This window comes from Pseudomonas sp. Irchel s3h14, from assembly GCF_900187425.1.
Taxonomy (GTDB): domain Bacteria; phylum Pseudomonadota; class Gammaproteobacteria; order Pseudomonadales; family Pseudomonadaceae; genus Aquipseudomonas.
Genome location: NZ_FYDJ01000014.1, coordinates 92,222 through 110,300, shown reverse-complemented (window position 1 = coordinate 110,300; position 18,079 = coordinate 92,222). Strand labels below are relative to the sequence as shown.

Here is an 18,079-nt window from a genome sequence, read left to right as displayed (position 1 = left end):
TGACGTGATTGCTCTGTCACCCACGCTCCGAGGGCACCGACGACAATTCGAACGGGCTGCTGCTGCGCCGCTGGTTGCGATCTTCCCGCGGCGTGGCGCCGAAGAAGTTGCGGTAGGCGCTGGAGAAATGCGGCCCCGAGGAGAAGCCACACGATAGGCCGATCTGGATGATCGACTTGCTGGTTTGCATCAACATCTGCCGGGCCTTGTTCAGGCGCAGCTCCAGGTAATACTGGCTCGGCACACGGTTGAGGTATTGCTTGAAGATCCGCTCCAGTTGCCGACGGGACACGCACACATGCTGGGCGATTTCGTCAGTGGTCAACGGCTCTTCGATGTTGGCTTCCATCAGCAACACGGCTTGGGTGAGCTTCGGATGGCTGGAACCGAGACGGTTCTGCAGCGGAATGCGCTGGCGCTCGCCGCCTTCGCGGATGCGCTCCACCACCAGTTCTTCCGACACAGCACCGGCCAGTTCGGCGCCGTGGTCGCGGGCCAGCACGGCCAGCAGCAAGTCGAGTACCGACATGCCGCCGCACGCGGTCAGACGATCGCGATCCCAGTCGAACAGATGGCTGGTAGCAATGACTTTCGGGAAGCGTTCGGTGAAGTCGTCCTGCCAGCGCCAATGCACGGCCGCGCGATAACCGTCGAGCAAACCCAGTTGCGCCAACGGGTAAACACCGGCAGACAAACCGCCGATCACGCAGCCAGCACGCACCAGTTGTTTCAGCGCACTGCTGAGCGCCGGCGCGAGTGTGGTGGGTGGCTCATCGGCGAGCAGAAACAATTTCTGGAAGTTTTCGAGCTTGCCGGCCCACGGCTCACCCGGCAATTGCCAGGCGCCTTCGGTCGGCGGTTCGGCCTGCAAAAACGACAGTTCGTAGACAACGTCCGGATGCACACGCTGGGCAACACGCAAGGCCTCCTCAGCCAGCGCAAGCGTCAGTGCTTTAGTGCTGGGCCAAATCAGGAAACCAATTCGATGGGCAGTCATGGCGGGCAATCCGAAACGAAAACACTGTTAGAAGCCGAAAGCGGCTGCAACCAAATTAGACCATCTGGCGCGCGGTGCGCAGCATGACCTAATTTGGTGCGTAACGGGAGCGATTACTTCAGGCTGCCCGAGAGGAATTGTTGCAGACGTTCGGACTGTGGATTGACCAGTACCTCACGCGGGTTGCCGCTTTCTTCGACGACACCTTTGTGCAGGAACACCAGCTGGTTCGACACTTCACGGGCGAAGCCCATTTCGTGCGTCACCACCACCATGGTCCGGCCTTCCAGCGCCAGGGCCTGCATGACTTTCAGCACGTCGCCGACCAGTTCCGGGTCGAGCGCTGATGTTGGTTCGTCGAACAGCATCACCTCAGGTTCCATCGCCAGCGCACGGGCAATCGCCACACGCTGCTGCTCGCCGCCGGACATGTGGCCCGGGTAAGCATCTTTACGATGGGCCACACCGACCTTGTTCAGGTAGTGCTCGGCCTTCTCGCGGGCTTCGGCCTTGGACATGCCGAGCACGTGGACCGGCGCTTCCATGATGTTTTCCAGCGCGGTCATGTGCGACCACAGGTTGAAATGCTGGAACACCATCGACAGGCGCGAACGCATGCGTTGCAGCTGTTTCGGGTCGGCCGCCTTCAGCGCGCCGTCCTTGTTGGCAACCAGTTTCAGCTCTTCGTTGTTGAGCAAAATCTTGCCCGCGTGCGGCTGCTCCAGCAGGTTGATGCAGCGCAGGAAAGTACTTTTGCCGGAGCCACTGGAGCCGATGATGCTGATCACATCGCCAGCCGCCGCTTTCAGGGACACGCCCTTGAGCACTTCGTGACTGCCATAGCGTTTATGCAGGTCTTGGACTTCAAGTTTGTACATGCGGTCGGTTCTCACAAAAACAGTCAGTCAGTCGTTGAGCAAGCGCCCGTGACGCAGCGCTTCGCGCCCCGCCACCTTGGCCAGCCAGAAACCGGGTTGGGCATAACGCAGCCGTTCAATGGCAAACAGCACCCCGGACGTACCAGCACACACCGTGCTGACCCGATCCGATAACGGATCGATCACTTCGAAAATCTCATCGCCGGCTTCAATCCATTCACCGGGTTTACGCAAGAAACTGATCACGCCAGGGTGTGGCGCGAACAGTAATTCGGTGCCTTCGAACGGCATGCCTTCGCAAGCATCTTGCGCAGGTTTTGGCCATTCGCCGCTGATCAAGCCTTGCTCGGCGAGGAACGCGAGAATGCCTTCGGCGTAAGCGCAGGCTTCAGCGCGACCGGTATCGGCCTGACCACCTAATTCAATGGTAGTCGCCAGGCAGGCCAGGGGAATCTTCGCATCAGGAAACAGACGCGACAGTCGCAACCACGGCAGCGAACAGGCTTCGTCGAACGAACTGCCACCGGAATCTTCCGCCAGCAGACCCACCTTCACGTCCAGGTGCGCGGCCAACGAACGCCACTGCGGCCAGTGTTGCGGCAAGGCGTACATGTGCAGCGCCGCTTCGGCATCGCAATGCAGATCCAGCACCACGTCAGCGGTGCAGGCATGGCTCAGCAAAATGCGCTGCATGCCTTGCAACTGACTTGTAGCTGGCGGCAATGCGGCGAGCACATCGCTCATGGTCTGACGGATCAGCTGAATATTGGCGTGCGGATCATCACCCAGGTGCCCTTCCAGCTCGGCGGCCACTGGCGCGCTCAGCTCGACGAAATCCCGGTTGAAGTTCTTGCCGCTGCCCGCCTCAAAACGCCCTTGATGATTGCCTTGAAGCAGTTGGCCGAGGCCCAGTGGATTGGCCACCGGCACCAGTTCGATCACACCGTTGAGCAAGCCTTGGGCTTCGAGTTCGGTCAGGCGCTTTTTCAGCTCCCAGGCCGTGCGCATCCCCGGCAGTTCATCGGCGTGCAGGCTGGCCTGAATGTAGGCCTTGCGCTCGCCACTGCCGAAGCGAAACACCGAAATCTGGCGTTCGCTGCCCAAGTGGCTCCACGGCAATGAATGATCGATGCGTTCCATATCAGTGCTTCCGCGGGGCCAGATAGCCCAGCCAGCGGCGCTCGGCCAGTTTGAACATCCGCACCAGAATGAACGTCAGGCACAGGTAGAACACGCCGGCGGTGATGTAGGCTTCGAACGGCAGGTAGAACTGCGCGTTGACCGTGCGCGCGGCACCGGTGATGTCGATCAGGGTCACGATGGACGCCAGACTGGTGGTCTGCAGCATCATGATCACTTCGTTGCTGTACTGCGGCAACGCCCGGCGCAGGGCCGACGGCAGCAGGATGCGCTTGTACATTTTGTAGCGCGACATGCCCATCGCCTTGGCCGCTTCGATCTCACCGTTCGGCGTGGCCCGCAGGCTGCCGGCGATGATTTCGGCGGTGTAGGCGCTGGTGTTGATCGCAAAGGCCAGGCACGCACAGAACGTGGCGCTGGACAGCCACGGCCAGAGGAAGCTTTCACGTACCGCTTCGAACTGCGCCAGACCGTAGTAGATCAAAAACAGCTGCACCAGCATCGGCGTGCCGCGGATCACATAGGTGAAGAGCCAGGCCGACATGTTGACGGCTGCGTTCTTCGAGACGCGCATCAGCCCCAGCGGCAAGGCCGCCAACAGACCGAAAAACAGCGACAGCGCGAGCAATTTGAGGGTGGTCACCAGGCCGCCGAAGTACAGCGGCAGGGCCTCCCAAATGACGTTGTAGTCGAAGATCATAGATCAGCCGCCCTTACGCCTACCGAGTAGCGCTTCTCAAGGTGACGCAATGCCAACAACGAGACACTGGTGATCACCAGGTACATCGCCGCCACTGCGAGGAAGAAGGTGAAAGGCTCGCGGGTGGCATCTGCCGCCTGCTTGGCCTTGAACATCATGTCTTGCAGACCCACCACCGAAATCAGCGCGGTGGCCTTGGTCAGGACCAGCCAGTTATTGGTGAAGCCCGGAATCGCCAGACGAATCATCTGCGGCACCAACACCCGGAAGAACACCTGAAAACTGCTCATGCCGTACGCCATGCCGGCTTCTGCCTGACCTTTCGGGATCGCCATGAAGGCACCACGGAAGGTTTCCGACAGATACGCACCGAATATGAAGCCCAAGGTGCCGATACCGGCGGCCAACGGGTTCAGATCGATGTAGTCGTCAAAACCGAGCATCGGCGCGACGCGGTTGAGCAGGTCCTGACCACCGTAGAAAATCAGCAGGATCAGCACCAGGTCGGGAATCCCGCGGATCACCGTGGAATACAGGTCGCCCAGCCAGGCCAGCCAGCGAATCGGGGACAGACGCAGCGCAACGCCGATCAGACCCAGAACAATGGCCAAGACCATGGACGACAAGGCGAGCTGAAGCGTCAGCCATGCGCCATCGAGGATGACAGCCCCGTAGCCTTTCAACATGATTCAGGTCCTCGAAAAGGGGGATGAAAAAATGGCGCAAACCTCAGAGATCCTGTTGCTTGCGCCATTTCGGACTTGTCGCCGGGACGTGTTACTTGCCGTAGATATCGAAGGCGAAGTATTTGTCCTGGATTTGCTTGTACTTGCCGTTCTCGCGAATGGCGGTGATCGCGGTGTTGATCTTGTCTTTCAGCGCGTCACCCTTGCGAACTGCGATACCCACGCCGTCGCCGAAGTATTTGACGTCGGTGAAGGCCGGGCCAACGAAGGCGAACCCTTTGCCGGCGTCGGTTTTCAGGAAACCGTCATCCAGCAGCGTAGCGTCTGCCACGGTGCCGTCGAGGCGGCCAGCAGCCACGTCGAGGTAAATTTCGTTTTGCGAGCCGTATGGCTTGATCTCGGCACCCAGCGGAGCCAGGACTTCGCGGGCGAAACGCTCGTGGATCGAACCACGTTGCACGCCGATGTTTTTGCCCTTGAGCTCAGCCAGGCTGTCGCTGACTGGAGTGCCGGCCTTCATGACCAGGCGAGCCGGGGTGTTGTAGTACTTGTTGGTGAAGTCCACGGACTTCTTGCGGTCTTCAGTGATCGACATGGATGACAGGATCGCGTCGATCTTGCGCACTTTGAGTGCCGGGATCAGACCGTCGAACTCTTGCTCGACCCAAACGCACTTGACCTTCATCTCTTCGCACAGAGCGTTGCCGATGTCGTAGTCGAAACCAACGATGCTGCCGTCCGGCGCTTTGGAAGCGAACGGAGGGTAAGCCGCTTCGATACCAATTTTCAGAGGCTTTTCATCGGCGAAAGTCGGCAGGGACAGCACGGACAGTGCCAGGGCGCCAAGCAGCACGAGTTTCTTCATCTTGGGACTCCATCGGTAAAGGGCTAAAACGGCAGAGTGAGCGACAGCCCAATATGCGAATGAGTGGAACCGCAAAGCGGTGCTGCGTTGTAGGAATCGCGCGCTTTTTTCAACGCGAGCAACAACGAGCGAGTGATCGGCATTCTAACGACAGGCCCGAAGCCGATATTTCTTCAATGCGACAACTAATTACAGAAGCACCGAGAAAGCCGCTTGGGCGCGTTGACAGCCTTGCAAATTCATGCAAGAGCAAAAGACAGTGAACCGATCTATGCTGCAAATTGCGGGCCTATTATTGGCAAACCCTTCTAATCCGGCAAGCGTAGCGTTGTGTCTTATTTGTTGCAGGGCCTGAGGAGACCCGATGATGGGACTTCGCGTTTCCCAATGCCCCGTATCGGAGCGAGCGGTTACACATTCAGTTACTTGAACGAAGGCAGGTAACAACAGGAATGCTCCTACGGGAGAAGCCGATAAATATTGGTTGGCCCGTTGATCGTTCCCACGCTCCGCGTGGGAATGCATCCAGTGACGCTCTGCGTCACATGCAGTAAGGGACGCGGAGCGTCCCGGGCGGCATTCCCACGCAGAGCGTGGGAACGATCGGTACGAAAAAGCCCCGCTCGGCGCAATGCCGGGCGGGGCTTCGATGACTCAAGAACGGCGGGTTAAGCGACGTTCATGGTCTTGTGCGTATCAATCAAATGCTGCACCACACCCGGATCCGCCAGAGTGGAGATATCCCCCAACCCATCGTATTCGGCCGTAGCAATCTTGCGCAGGATACGGCGCATGATTTTGCCCGAACGGGTTTTCGGCAGGCCCGGCGCCCACTGGATGACATCCGGCGAGGCAATCGGACCGATCTCTTTACGCACCCAGTTTTTCAGTTCCAGGCGCAGCTGTTCGCTCGGCTCTTCGCCACCGATCAACGTGACATAGACATAAATGCCCTGCCCTTTGATGTCGTGCGGCACACCGACCACGGCTGCTTCCGCGACTTTCGGGTGGGCAACCATCGCGCTTTCAATCTCCGCGGTGCCCATGCGGTGGCCGGACACGTTGAGCACGTCATCCACGCGACCGGTAATCCAGTAGTAACCATCTTCGTCACGACGCGCACCGTCACCGGTGAAGTACATGCCGCGGAACGTCTTGAAGTAGGTATCGACGAAGCGGTCATGGTCGCCATACAGCGTGCGCGCCTGGCCTGGCCACGAATCGAGAATCACCAGGTTGCCCTCGGCCACGCCTTCGAGGATGTTGCCCAGGTTGTCCACCAGTGCCGGCACTACGCCGAAAAACGGACGTGCCGCAGAACCCGGCTTGAGGCCGTGAGCGCCCGGCAGCGGGCTCATCATGTTGCCGCCGGTTTCGGTCTGCCACCAAGTGTCGACGATCGGGCAACGGGATTGGCCGACGTTCTTGTAGTACCAATCCCACGCTTCCGGGTTAATCGGCTCACCGACGGAACCCAACAGTCGCAGGCTACTGCCATCAGCGCCTTCAACAGCGGCTTTGCCCGACGCCATCATCGCGCGGATCGCGGTTGGCGCGGTGTAGAGGATATTGACCTTGTGCTTGTCGACGATCTTCGCCACCCGGGTGATGTCCGGATAGTTCGGCACGCCTTCAAACAACAGCGTGGTCGCGCCATTGGCCAGCGGACCATAAACGATGTAGGTGTGGCCAGTGACCCAACCGACGTCGGCGGTGCACCAGTAGACTTCGCCCGGGCGGTAGTCGAACACACGCTCGTGGGTCATCGCCGCGTACAGCAGATAACCGCCGGTGGTGTGTTGCACGCCCTTCGGCTTACCGGTCGAACCGGAGGTATAAAGGATGAACAGCGCTTCTTCAGCGCCCATTTCTTTCGGCGCACACACAGTGCCCGCCACTTTCATCAGGTCCTCGAACCAGATGTCGCGATGCTGGTTCCACTTGATGTCGCCACCGGTGCGCTTGCACACGATGACTTTCTGGATGCTGCTGGTTTCCGGGTTGGTCAGCGCGTCGTCGACGTTGGACTTGAGCGGGATCTTCTTGCCGGCACGAATGCCTTCGTCGGCCGTGATCACCACTTTGGATTTGCAGTCGATGATCCGACCCGCCAAGGCTTCCGGCGAGAAACCACCAAACACCACCGAGTGAATCGCGCCGATCCGGGTACAGGCCAGCATGGCGACCACGGCTTCGGGGATCATCGGCATATAGATAGTCACCACGTCGCCGCGGTGCACATCCTGGCCGCGCAGGGCGTTGGCGAACTTGCAGACTTGTTCGTGCAGCTCGCGGTAGGTGATGTTGCGGCTTTCGGCAGGGTCATCCCCTTCCCAAATGATCGCGACTTGATCGCCGCGCTCGGCCAGATGACGGTCAAGGCAGTTGTAGGAAACGTTCAGGGTGCCGTCGGCGAACCATTTGATGTCGACATGGTGATCGTCGAAAGAAGTCTGTTTCACCGTGGTGAAAGGCTTGATCCAGTCGAGGCGCTTGGCTTGCTCGCGCCAGAAGCCGTCCGGGTTAACGACGGACTGCTGGTACATGGCCTTGTAGGTCGCCTCGTCAGTCAGCGTGTTGGCCAAAACCTCGGGACGAACGGGATACAGAGAAGCCGCACTCATCTTTGTTACCTCGGTGGAATAGTTGTTTTTGTATGACCCAGTTGTAGCCGGGCCGGGCCTATAGAACCATTCGACGATGGTAGTAACAAGCCCCTACAAAATGTGGCTATACCCCGCCGAGGCGCTCAAGGCCGGTGATTTCAGGGGCTTTGAGCATTTATGACATTGGCTTCATCAGCGAGCCAAAGGTCGCTTTTCGAGGATTGTTACAGGATCTGCCAATAGTGTTTATCAAAAGCACGGCTATATGAATGTAAACCCCACGCCTAAAATCAGCCTCGCCAACCAGGCAACGTGATTAACCAAGTTGCAGCCCCCACGAAGGCAGTTAATCCAAAACCTAGTACTTAAGTTCTACACGCAACCCCAAAAAGGTTGCGTGACCCCACTCGACCTCTAAAAGGTAAATCTGAAATGAAAGCTTTATTAGTTCTGGCCCTCAGCAGCCTGTGCGCAACCGCCATGGCAGACGAGGTCCCGACTGATGTCGCGCAGCAGCAACCCGCCATCGAGGAATACACTTACTCCACTCACCTGGACATCGCCAAAGTTATCTCCATGAGCGAAATCCCGAATGTGTGTGAAGTTGTTCCGGCGAAAATGGAATACGACGACTCTAAAGGCCAACGCCACATTCTTCGTTACAGCGTCATGGGTAACGGCTGCTCCAACGGCTAATCACCCGCTCTCACCCTCCCAAGGTTCGACCCACCCGCCCGCTACTTAAGGCAGATGAAGCGCCGAACCCTATACATCAATTTATACGATTGATTTAAGCGTTTATTTGCGCTTTTTAATCAAATTAGCTGGCCGTAGTATGAATTCCACACCCAAGGCACAAAACGCCAACGAACCTGGAGCCACTACCATGAAAACCAAACTGATCCTCGCCCTGACCCTCTCTGTCCTGGCCGCTAATACCTTCGCCGCTGACGGCTACGACCGCACTGGCTCGGCTGCTTACACCACTGAAGCGGCTGTCGCTTCTGACGGTTACGACCACACCGGTTCGGCGTCTTTCGCCTCCGATGGCTCCGACCACACGGGCGCTGCCAAACTTGCTTCTGACGGTTTTGATCACACCGGCGCTGCCAAAGTCGCTGCTGATGGCGCAGATCACGTGGGTGCCGCTCGCCTCAGCTGATCATCAAGGGTGACTTTACAGCCCGGCTTCGGCCGGGCTTAGTTGTGTCTGGGGGCATCGAAAAGTGACTCAAAACACAACATGTAGTGAAAAACGCAGTTTTTTGGCTGTTTTTTGAACAAAAAAATGGCTGGCCAAAATTTATGAAAAAAAATCTTCACTCCCGACATCCAGCCAAAGCCCTATAAACCCTCGCTCCGACCGAAAAACCCTCCTTCTCGACCGCTCCATGCGCGGATTCGCCCCACCACGGCCGCAAAAATTTCCCTATAATGCCGGCTTAAACGGGCCTGCAATATTCCCTTACAGGGATAACAGCCAGTCTGAAGCCCACGCCGAAGTCCTCACCGATTTCTGCGCCCCTCAGAGGCTCTCGGAACCCCGTACAAAATTATGTTTATTTGCCTGCGTGTACCGCTGCAAAAAACGCTATCCAACGCGGCCAGTACGGCCGTGTGAAAAACCAACCTATCAGTTTTCACACGGGCATCTGGCCCTCACGCAGGAGACGACACGTCATGCTGAGCTGGGACGAATTCGACAAAGAAGACAGCGGCGAAACCGTTGTAAAAGGCGCCAACGCTGGGCACGCAACTGAAGCCAACATGGACCGCCTCGACACCGCTGGTGGCGTCGCGGCTCAAGAAGCCCGCGCTGTAACCGCGTCCGACTCCGCCGCAATCGCCCGTGCAAAAGCTGCCCTGGACAACCTCGACATCGCCGAAGGCCTCGCCGAACTCGAAGGCGCCTCCGCCCGTGTGGCGGTCGACGAAAAGCGCATGATCAACTGCCGCGCCGACCTCAACCAGCTCGTACCGTTCAAGTACGACTGGGCCTGGCAGAAGTACCTGGACGGTTGCGCAAACCACTGGATGCCGCAAGAAGTCAACATGACCGCCGACATCGCCCTCTGGAAAGACCCGGAAGGCCTGACCGACGACGAGCGCCGCATCGTCATGCGCAACCTCGGCTTCTTCTCCACCGCCGACTCCCTGGTTGCTAACAACCTGGTGCTGGCCGTGTACCGCCTGATCACCAACCCGGAATGCCGCCAGTACATCCTGCGCCAGGCGTTCGAAGAGGCGATCCACACCCACGCCTACCAGTACTGCATCGAATCGTTGGCCATGGATGAAGGCGAGATCTTCAACATGTACCACGAGATCCCATCGGTCGCGAAAAAAGCCACCTGGGGCCTCAAATACACCCGTTCGATCTCCGATCCGAAGTTCGAAACCGGCACCGTCGAAACCGACAAAGAGCTGCTGCGCAACCTGATCGCCTACTACTGCGTTCTGGAAGGCATCTTCTTCTACTGCGGCTTCACCCAGATCCTCTCCATGGGCCGCCGCAACAAAATGACCGGCGTCGCCGAGCAGTTCCAATACATCCTGCGCGACGAATCCATGCACCTGAACTTCGGCATCGACGTGATCAACCAGATCAAAATCGAAAACCCGCACTTGTGGGACGCTGAAATGAAGGAAGAAGCTTCGCAGATGATTCTGCAGGGCACTCAGCTGGAGATTGAATACGCTCGTGACACCATGCCTCGCGGCGTGTTGGGCATGAACGCGGCGATGATGGAGGACTACCTGAAGTTCATTGCTAACCGTCGTTTGAGCCAGATTGGTTTGAAAGAAGAGTACCCAGGGACGACTAACCCGTTCCCTTGGATGAGCGAGATTATGGACTTGAAGAAAGAGAAGAACTTCTTTGAGACGCGGGTTATTGAATACCAAACCGGCGGTGCGCTTAGCTGGGATTGATTCCCTAGCTCCACCCTATTCACTCGCCACGACATTCATCTCCACGCCCTACTCTTCGAAAACCAAGCCTGGTTTTGCGCGCGTGATATAGGGCGGCTGATGGGCAAGTATTTGGATGAGCGAATGTCCCGAAAACTCGATACAGATCAGCGACGGATGTTGTTGGTGCACGCTCACGGAGTAGCAGAGGAACGACTGATGCTCAGCGAATCGGGCGTGTATGCATTATTGGTTTATCACTATTGCCCGGAATATCGCTCACTACGCGAATGGCTGACGCATCAGGTTGTAGCTGCACTGCGTGACGCAAGACCATCGCGGGCAGTTGAGCGGCCGACCTTGAGCGTTTTGGATTGGCCACAGATGCAACTGAGTTTGCTGCATTGGCAGAATGAACCATGGATTCGGATGCGGGACATGCCTTGCATCCTGCCGACCCAACAGCAAACATCCTGGTGGAGGAAAGCTTCACGGCTATTTCTATTTTAGAAAGCCGCTAAAGATGGGTGCAGCTTTCTGCACCCATTTGATTGAGGGCGTTGAGCATCACGCCGACTGTTCACTCGATTGCAGCTCCTGAGAGTGAAGCGGGAACCCTTCAGGAGCGCCTAACAATACGCCACGTTCCATATCAAACGGCAGCACCCAAAGCTTGAGTTGTGGTGCAAACTCGAATATCTGCAACGGCGCATCAAACGCAGATCGTCTTGGATAAATCAGCACCAACTCCCCCTCGCCCGCGAGATATTTGTGGCCATAAGCAAACAACTGATAAAAATCGGACTGCTTCAAACCGTAACTCTTATCCTCCCCAGAGGAGTTCAACCGCTTCCATTTTGTGTCTAGCACCCAGCTTTCGTTCTTATGGTGAACCATCAAATCCGGCCGTAATTGAAAGAAGTTTTTGCCTTTGTGCTGACACAAATATTCAGTGTGGGTTTGAGTTTGAAGTCGAGCGTCTTGCATCAGATCCCGGTTTAGACTCGCAGCTACATAGCGCTCAAACAGCTTCTCCATAGGAAACAACAAGCTCATGCCATGCCACTCCCCGGCGACCGCCAAAGGCATCTGTTGCTTGATAATCAGCTCGCACCAGGGCTTCACCGGCACATAGTGCGCCATCAGTCGCTCGCTACTCCATTGTTTGAAATCCTGCTGCACATTGCGGCTTGTAGGAACCTCTAACAACACACTTCTTAACTCGTGAGCCAGACGCCAGTTACCAGCATCTTTTGTTGCTTTGCAGACCTCATCTAGCGCGAATTTGAGTAAGCGATTTTCTGGTCGGTCGGGCAAATAGATATCGTGTCGAATTTGGAAGTGGTGCTGGCGCCCAGGGGGTTGGCGCATTTGCTTAACCACATCCAATTGACCACGTAGGAACCGTTGTTCCTCCTCTACGCGCTGGTAGTCAAAGCGTAGACCTCGCTTGATCAAGTGATCCAGAGCCAGTAGGAATCGGCCCATGACCCATTCGCTCAGCGGTGCATCGAAATTTTGAAGATCTGCTGCGCCGACTTCACGGGTGGGTAAATTTAGAGAGGTTTGGATCATACGCCGCAACAACACTCTGCTCTGCTTAATGCAGTCCTCTCGCTCAAAATGTTTGGGGAGAATTTCAAGACGCGTGCCACAGGGTGTTTCTAGTACACCAACGTAGTTGTCGAGTTTGAGTAAACACCGATTCTCAAGCTGAACCAGTGCAGCTCCAGCATTGCTGAAAGAAGCATTCAACTTGCACAGCCAGTCAAAGGCGGAAACCGATACTTGAGCAAGATCCAACGTCGGCTCAGTGATTTTATCTGTCGTCAGCCTCGCGTACTCTCGGACCGTGATGACGGGTTTCACACCGTCACGCCTTTCAATGCACTGATAACGGCCGCACCAAGATGGCGAGTATTAAACTCAAGACCACTTGCATGGTGGGTTGTCAGGCCATGCGCTGCGGCAAGCTCTCGCAAAATAGGTTTAGATGGGCTGACGATCTTCCCAGACTTTAAAACCTCGATTGATCCGCTTTCAAGCTGACGAACCTGAATGTCGTCTTTTTCAGCTTCGATAGCCTCCTGGACCTTTGGAGGTACTGCTTGGTGATCAATGACACCCCAAAAAGACTCAATCCGAGCAAAGGCGTCTTCGTTGATTACCCATTGGTTATTTTGGTTACTTAGCACCACTTGATCGCCAAACAAAAATCCTGAGTTGAATAGCGCCTGCGCGATAAAGCAGTTTTCAGGGGCCTTGCGATGATCGTTAAGGACCCATTGAATCCGTAGCCAATCTTCGAAGAAATACTCTTGCAGCAATGGGAGTACTTGCTCGCGAAAGATTTGGCCCAATCGCTCCAACGTTGGCTCACTCTCTAACGGCATGAAATACGCGTGCCCTAAGCAATGATCTCGGTCTAACAGCTTCTCAATTCGTTGATTCATCACTATTAGGAGTTGGGCAACATTGAGTTCCCCCACGGTGACGTCTTTCAGCAGCTCAGGCTTAGGCGGCATTTCGCGGAACGTGAAACGACGACGCAGCGCGATATCTAGACCAGCCAATGAACGATCAGCGGTGTTCATGGTGCCAATGAGGTAGACATTGCTCGGAACGCTGAAATGATCCTTCGAATACGGCAGCGTCACCTTTAATGCCTCATCAGCTCCTGCACGCTTGGATGGCTCGATGAGAGTAATCAGCTCACCGAAGATCCGAGAGATATTACCGCGATTTATTTCATCGATGATGAGTACGCGTGCGTCGCTGGATTGAGCTGTCTCCTTGACCTTTGCGTCTTCAGATGACGTATCCAAAATGCGCTGAACCAAAACCGGCAAAATATTGTTGTAGCCGTTGATGAGATATGGTTCCAGCTTAGTTTCTGACACTTTGTCAAAAACTAGCTTGTTGCGAACATCTGCGACGGTTAACCGCCCTGCGCGCACATATTCAGCGAGCGTGTGAAGAATACTCATCCCAATCGGTAGCTCTTTACCATTAGGTTTAACCAAGCTCAGCAACTCAACAGATGCACTCGCGACTATGTACCCCGAACCAAATGACTCCCCCTTTATAAATAGAGCACCGGGGTGCTTTGCCTTGGCCATGGCAGAGGTGCACATTTTTTTGAACACACCATCGACGACTTCGTAGCGCAATTGCCCATCTTCTCCGCTTTTAGCACGTAGACCTTCGACGAAGTCCTCGTAGCTGAAGCTTTGATGAAAGGTGACAAACTCAACGTGCCCATCTTCGGTTAACTCATCAAAGTACTTCTTTAAAGCCACCCGTTTGCCTTTGTTGGCCCGAAGAAACTCAGGAGCAAGAATTTCCAGCGCGGTCTCGATAGTGGCGTACGTCTTACCGGTTCCCGGAGGGCCAAACAAGATTTGGTTAAGTGCAGGCGAAGTCATCGAGTCGCTATCCTTGCTACGTGAGCAAATGGTCATCGCGGGGTGCGGCTCGATCATGGTCGACACGGGTTGCAGAAACCGAAACTCGACGTAGGAAATAGCGCACAGCCGCAGGAAATTTATCCTACAACGGTAGCTACATTGCCATCACTGGTAAAGCCGCACAGAGAAGTAGATCGCGCTGTTGAAAAAGCTGTGCAGGACGAGCGCTTAGCGACTATAAAAACGATCCCCTCAAAGAGCCCGATACCCCATGAAATTCGACCTCGCCTACTGCCTCAGCCTCGACGACAAGCTGTCGATCTATGACGTGCGCGATTTGAATTTCGACGAAACCATGGATTTCGATTCCGCCAAGGAACACTTCCAGTGCCCCAACGATGCCTGTCGTTTGGCATTCGATGCGGCGAATGTGTTGACGACGTTCAACGCCAAAAACGTGAATTACGTCCGTACCCCACACTTCAAGAACACGCCCAGCACCCGGCATGTGGCGGATTGTCCTTATGTCAGTCTCAAGGCGTCGGCGTCAGGTGTGGACGCGGACGGTGCGGAAACGGATGACAGTCGCGAGGAGCATTTCCCGTCGGAGCTGTTGCTGACGCGGCGTGAGTATGTGCGTAAACCATCGAACCCGGCGGTGGCGGCTGACGTGATGCGGAACGATCCGAAACCGCCTTCAGCGGCCAGTGATGTCGAACACGAAAGCCGCGAGTCGGCACCAGACAAGACCAGTGTCTTCGCTCACCCGGTGGAGTGTTTTGTGTCGAACTTCGAGGACAAGGAGTTGCTCAAGCGCATGCCGCTGAAGATTGGTGAGCACACGGCGCCTTATGGGTCGTTCTTCAAGAAGATCGAGTATTTGCAGGACAACAAGGGGCTGATTTACTGGGGCAAGATCAAGGAGATCAAGGATTACACGCAGAGCTTTCGTATCGATTTCGAACAGAAGGTCTGGTTCAAGCATCCGGACGAGGCGAAGAAGAAGCCTTATTCAGTCAACGTTTACTTGAGCAAAAAGCTGATCGACAACTACCGCAAGCGCAAAGCGTTTCTGGAAGAGATCAAGCACGCCAGTGAGAGTGGGAAAGAGTTGTATTGCTTCTTTTATGGTGTGACGCCGGAGTTGAAGCAGGTGCCGAGCAAGAAAAACCCCGAGCAGACGTTCGGGGTGTTCAGTGCGAATATTGAGAACCTGGATCACTTTATTGTTCGGGAAGCGCCGGGGTTGGCGGACACGTAACTTGCTTCACAGCATTATTGCGGTGGCTGGCCCTGCTTCGTGTAGGCCGCTTCCAGCTCCCGCATTTCTCGTTTTACTTCATCACGTCGATTGCGTGCGGCCTGGATGCCAGGCTCGTCGAGTCCACAGTACTGACGCATCCAGTGAGCCATCATCTCCTCATCCGGCACTAAATAACCTTTGACGTTTTTGCTGCCTCTAATGAAGCGGTTCATCTTCGCGTCAAAGCGACCTGCCATGATCTCGTCTGGCGGTAAACAACCCCACTCTGCGGCGTAATCCTCAAAGATCCAGGCGATTTCGCCTATGTGGCCCTGAGCACTGCGATGGCCGCGTTTGTATAGCCTGTACTGGCGGCAGCATCCATTGAGGCGCTCCAGCATGCCGTCGTAACCAACCCATTGCAGAACGTCATGGTGCAACGCATCTTGCATCAGGCCATCAACCCAGCGACTAGAAAAGCGTTGAACAAAACCTTCGACGTCGGCCTTTTTTGCATCGGCAAAAATCATGCAGTAACGGGTTTCAACATGGATGACAAACAGCACGTGCTTACGTTGCACGGTGATGGCATGGACCAGCCACTGCTCGGCGAGCTCACCTTGCTCATCATCTTCGATAGTGGGCGATGGTGGTTTCTCCACCGAGGTAATTTTCTTGCCCTTGTGGACGCGGCTGAAGAATTTGCTCGCGGCGTCGGTGCAGTTGAAGATCAACATCCTTGGTCCCTTAATTCGATACGTTGTGCGACTCTCAGTCCTGCCGCACTAGTTGGGCAATCGCTTTTTCATCGGCAAGAACACCTTGGCAAAAACGATCTAGCGCAATCTTGCGCAGTTCCTTGAACTTCTTCCAGTCGCTTCCAACCCTACTTGACCCACATACCAAGCATCACCAAAACCAGCAAACCGATATACACCCGCGCATGGGTTCGATCCGGTATCCGCCCGATCCAAGGCGTAGCCAATCGAATCCCCACCAGCGACCCCACCGTCAATACCGCAAACGCCAGCAGATCCACATAACCGACAAACCACGGCCCAAGATCAAACTCGGTGAAGCCGGCCATGGCCATGTAAGTCAGCGTCCCGGCCAGCGCCACGGGCAAACTGAGCGGATTGGCCATGGACGTCGCCTGGGACATGCTCAACCCGCAACGCCGCAACAACGGCACGGTCATGACGCTGCCGCCTACGCCGAGAAACGTGGCGATGGTGCCGATTCCTACACCGCCACCAGACACTTCTGCCCTTCCCAATTGCCGTGGGATGGCGGTGTCGGACGCTGTAAGAAAGCCGCGTCGCAACAGGCAATCCGCGATGGTCACGCCCAGGTACGCGATGAAGGCATAGCGAATCACCTCGCCACTTGCCCACATCGCCGCTACGGCGCCGACTACCGCGCCCACGCCGATAAACCCGCCCAACGGCCACAGGTAATGACGAATGAGATTACCGGCGCGTCGGTGCTTTCCGGTAGCGATCGTTGCGTTGACGATCATCACGCAGGTCGAGGTTGCCACAGCAATGTGCATCGCCGATTGGCTAACGGGATCGTCTGTGCCGTGGCTGGTCATGAGCATGCGGTAGAGCAATGGCACAACGACGAAGCCGCCGCCGAAGCCGAACAGCACGGCGGTGATGCCGGTCATGCAGCCGAAGAGTGCCAGCAGGAGATAGAACATCGGTGTCGTCCATTGGTTGAGAGCGGTCGACGATAGAACGATGCGCCTTGGCCTGCTTCAGCAAGTCAGCCAATAATGTTTGCGTTTACGCCAACCGCTGGGGCTGCTCGATGCGCAATGTTTCGATTGATCTGCTGGACCACACGCCACGGCCGGTGGTGGCCATCGGTACGGATTATTCCCACAGCCATTTGTTGCCTCGTCATACACATCGGCGGGCGCAATTGCTGTACGGCGCCACCGGGGTGATGCAGGTCAGCACGCACGACGGCAACTGGGTGGTGCCGCCACAGCGGGCGGTGTGGATTCCGGCGGGAGTGGCGCACGAGGTGCTGATGCTGGGGGTGAGTACTCGCAGTGTGTATATCGAGCCGGGAGCGGTGGATCTGGGGGATCGCTGCCAGGTGATCAGCGTTTCGCCGTTGATGCGGCATTTGCTGATGGAGGCGGTGGAAATCCCGCTGGCGTATGACGAGCGCGGGCGCGACGGCACGCTGATCGGCTTGCTGCTGCATGAACTGGCGCGCAGCACTCACCTGCCGTTGCACATTCCGCTGCCCGTCGATGCGCGCTTGCTCGCGTTGTGCCAGGGCTTTGTGCAGCGGCCCGACGCTCACCAGTCGCCACAGCAATGGGCCGATCAGTTGCATATCAGTCTGCGCACCTTCAATCGCCTGTTCCGCCAACAGACTGGCCTGAGTTTCAGCCAATGGCGGCAGCGGGCTTGCGTGGTACTGGCTCTGGCGCGGCTGGTGGTGGGCGAGCCGGTGACGCGGATTGCCCTGGATTTTGGCTATGACAGCCCGGCAGCGTTCTCAACGATGTTCCGCCGCGTACTGGGACAGGCGCCAACGACCTGGCTGGACGGGACGAGATAGAACCGATCAAAAAATGAGGTTGATCCGCGCTCAAAACAACTGTACAAAAACACAGTATTTTTTGAAT

At 56.3% G+C, this 18,079-nt stretch carries 17 protein-coding genes; 6 read left to right on the top strand and 11 right to left on the bottom strand.

Translation table 11 applies throughout. The features are described 5' to 3' along the window. Positions 1-16: 16 nt before the first annotated feature. From argR to acs, 7 genes are all read right to left on the bottom strand, one after another. Positions 17-997, bottom strand: coding sequence for a transcriptional regulator ArgR (gene argR, locus CKW16_RS23265; protein WP_008154322.1), 981 nt, complete (start codon positions 995-997; stop codon positions 17-19). Positions 998-1,110: 113 nt separating this feature from the next. Beyond that, a complete protein-coding gene (locus tag CKW16_RS23260) occupies positions 1,111-1,875 on the bottom strand; it encodes an ABC transporter ATP-binding protein (protein WP_008154324.1) in 765 nt (254 codons plus the stop codon). Positions 1,876-1,902: 27 nt separating this feature from the next. Beyond that, the gene (locus tag CKW16_RS23255; protein ID WP_095130973.1) at positions 1,903-3,015 is read right to left on the bottom strand and encodes a M14 family metallopeptidase; all 1,113 of its coding nucleotides are present in this window, start codon (positions 3,013-3,015) and stop codon (positions 1,903-1,905) included. A gap of 1 nt (position 3,016) precedes the next feature. Next, positions 3,017-3,715 carry an ABC transporter permease gene (locus CKW16_RS23250; RefSeq protein WP_095130971.1) on the bottom strand — a complete coding sequence of 233 codons (699 nt, stop codon included), beginning with the start codon at positions 3,713-3,715 and terminating at the stop codon, positions 3,017-3,019. Continuing rightward, positions 3,712-4,401: an ABC transporter permease gene (locus CKW16_RS23245; protein ID WP_008154330.1), complete on the bottom strand. Its 690-nt coding sequence runs from the start codon at positions 4,399-4,401 to the stop codon at positions 3,712-3,714. The genes CKW16_RS23250 and CKW16_RS23245 overlap by 4 nt, the downstream gene beginning before the upstream one ends. A 91-nt stretch (positions 4,402-4,492) precedes the next feature. Then, positions 4,493-5,266 (bottom strand): ABC transporter substrate-binding protein, encoded by a 774-nt coding sequence (locus tag CKW16_RS23240; protein WP_008154331.1) that lies wholly within the window; start codon positions 5,264-5,266, stop codon positions 4,493-4,495. 668 nt (positions 5,267-5,934) lie between these two features. Next, on the bottom strand, positions 5,935-7,890 hold the full coding sequence (acs, locus tag CKW16_RS23235) for an acetate--CoA ligase (RefSeq protein WP_095130969.1): 1,956 nt from the start codon (positions 7,888-7,890) through the stop codon (positions 5,935-5,937). Between the two features lie 414 nt (positions 7,891-8,304). Here acs and CKW16_RS23230 point away from each other — a divergent pair, with 414 nt between their 5' ends. The 4 genes from CKW16_RS23230 to CKW16_RS23215 all read left to right on the top strand — a co-directional run bounded on the left by CKW16_RS23230 (position 8,305) and on the right by CKW16_RS23215 (position 11,292). Then, positions 8,305-8,568 carry a DUF2790 domain-containing protein gene (locus CKW16_RS23230; protein WP_038979415.1) on the top strand — a complete coding sequence of 88 codons (264 nt, stop codon included), beginning with the start codon at positions 8,305-8,307 and terminating at the stop codon, positions 8,566-8,568. A 190-nt stretch (positions 8,569-8,758) separates the two neighbouring features. Beyond that, complete coding sequence (locus CKW16_RS23225) at positions 8,759-9,034, top strand: hypothetical protein (protein ID WP_046045455.1); 276 nt, start codon at positions 8,759-8,761, stop codon at positions 9,032-9,034. Positions 9,035-9,552: 518 nt separating this feature from the next. Beyond that, the gene (locus CKW16_RS23220) at positions 9,553-10,803 is read left to right on the top strand and encodes a ribonucleotide-diphosphate reductase subunit beta (RefSeq protein WP_008034875.1); all 1,251 of its coding nucleotides are present in this window, start codon (positions 9,553-9,555) and stop codon (positions 10,801-10,803) included. A 33-nt stretch (positions 10,804-10,836) separates the two neighbouring features. Beyond that, positions 10,837-11,292 (top strand): Bro-N domain-containing protein, encoded by a 456-nt coding sequence (locus tag CKW16_RS23215; protein WP_095130967.1) that lies wholly within the window; start codon positions 10,837-10,839, stop codon positions 11,290-11,292. 57 nt (positions 11,293-11,349) lie between these two features. Here CKW16_RS23215 and CKW16_RS23210 read toward each other — a convergent pair whose 3' ends face one another. Together CKW16_RS23210 and CKW16_RS23205 are read right to left on the bottom strand one after the other, a co-directional pair. After that, a complete protein-coding gene (locus CKW16_RS23210) occupies positions 11,350-12,651 on the bottom strand; it encodes an McrC family protein (RefSeq protein WP_095130965.1) in 1,302 nt (433 codons plus the stop codon). Then, complete coding sequence (locus tag CKW16_RS23205) at positions 12,648-14,207, bottom strand: McrB family protein (RefSeq protein ID WP_176471596.1); 1,560 nt, start codon at positions 14,205-14,207, stop codon at positions 12,648-12,650. The genes CKW16_RS23210 and CKW16_RS23205 overlap by 4 nt, the downstream gene beginning before the upstream one ends. A gap of 253 nt (positions 14,208-14,460) precedes the next feature. Here CKW16_RS23205 and CKW16_RS23200 point away from each other — a divergent pair, with 253 nt between their 5' ends. Then, positions 14,461-15,450 carry a hypothetical protein gene (locus CKW16_RS23200; protein WP_095130961.1) on the top strand — a complete coding sequence of 330 codons (990 nt, stop codon included), beginning with the start codon at positions 14,461-14,463 and terminating at the stop codon, positions 15,448-15,450. A gap of 14 nt (positions 15,451-15,464) precedes the next feature. On the opposite strand, the gene CKW16_RS23195 is transcribed toward CKW16_RS23200, so the two are convergent. Together CKW16_RS23195 and CKW16_RS23190 are read right to left on the bottom strand one after the other, a co-directional pair. Next, positions 15,465-16,169: a hypothetical protein gene (locus CKW16_RS23195; RefSeq protein WP_095130959.1), complete on the bottom strand. Its 705-nt coding sequence runs from the start codon at positions 16,167-16,169 to the stop codon at positions 15,465-15,467. Between the two features lie 149 nt (positions 16,170-16,318). Then, the gene (locus CKW16_RS23190) at positions 16,319-17,134 is read right to left on the bottom strand and encodes a sulfite exporter TauE/SafE family protein (protein ID WP_095130957.1); all 816 of its coding nucleotides are present in this window, start codon (positions 17,132-17,134) and stop codon (positions 16,319-16,321) included. A gap of 110 nt (positions 17,135-17,244) precedes the next feature. Between CKW16_RS23190 and CKW16_RS23185 the strand changes: the two genes are divergently transcribed. Next, positions 17,245-18,012, top strand: coding sequence for a helix-turn-helix transcriptional regulator (locus CKW16_RS23185; protein ID WP_095130955.1), 768 nt, complete (start codon positions 17,245-17,247; stop codon positions 18,010-18,012). Positions 18,013-18,079: the final 67 nt, after the last annotated feature.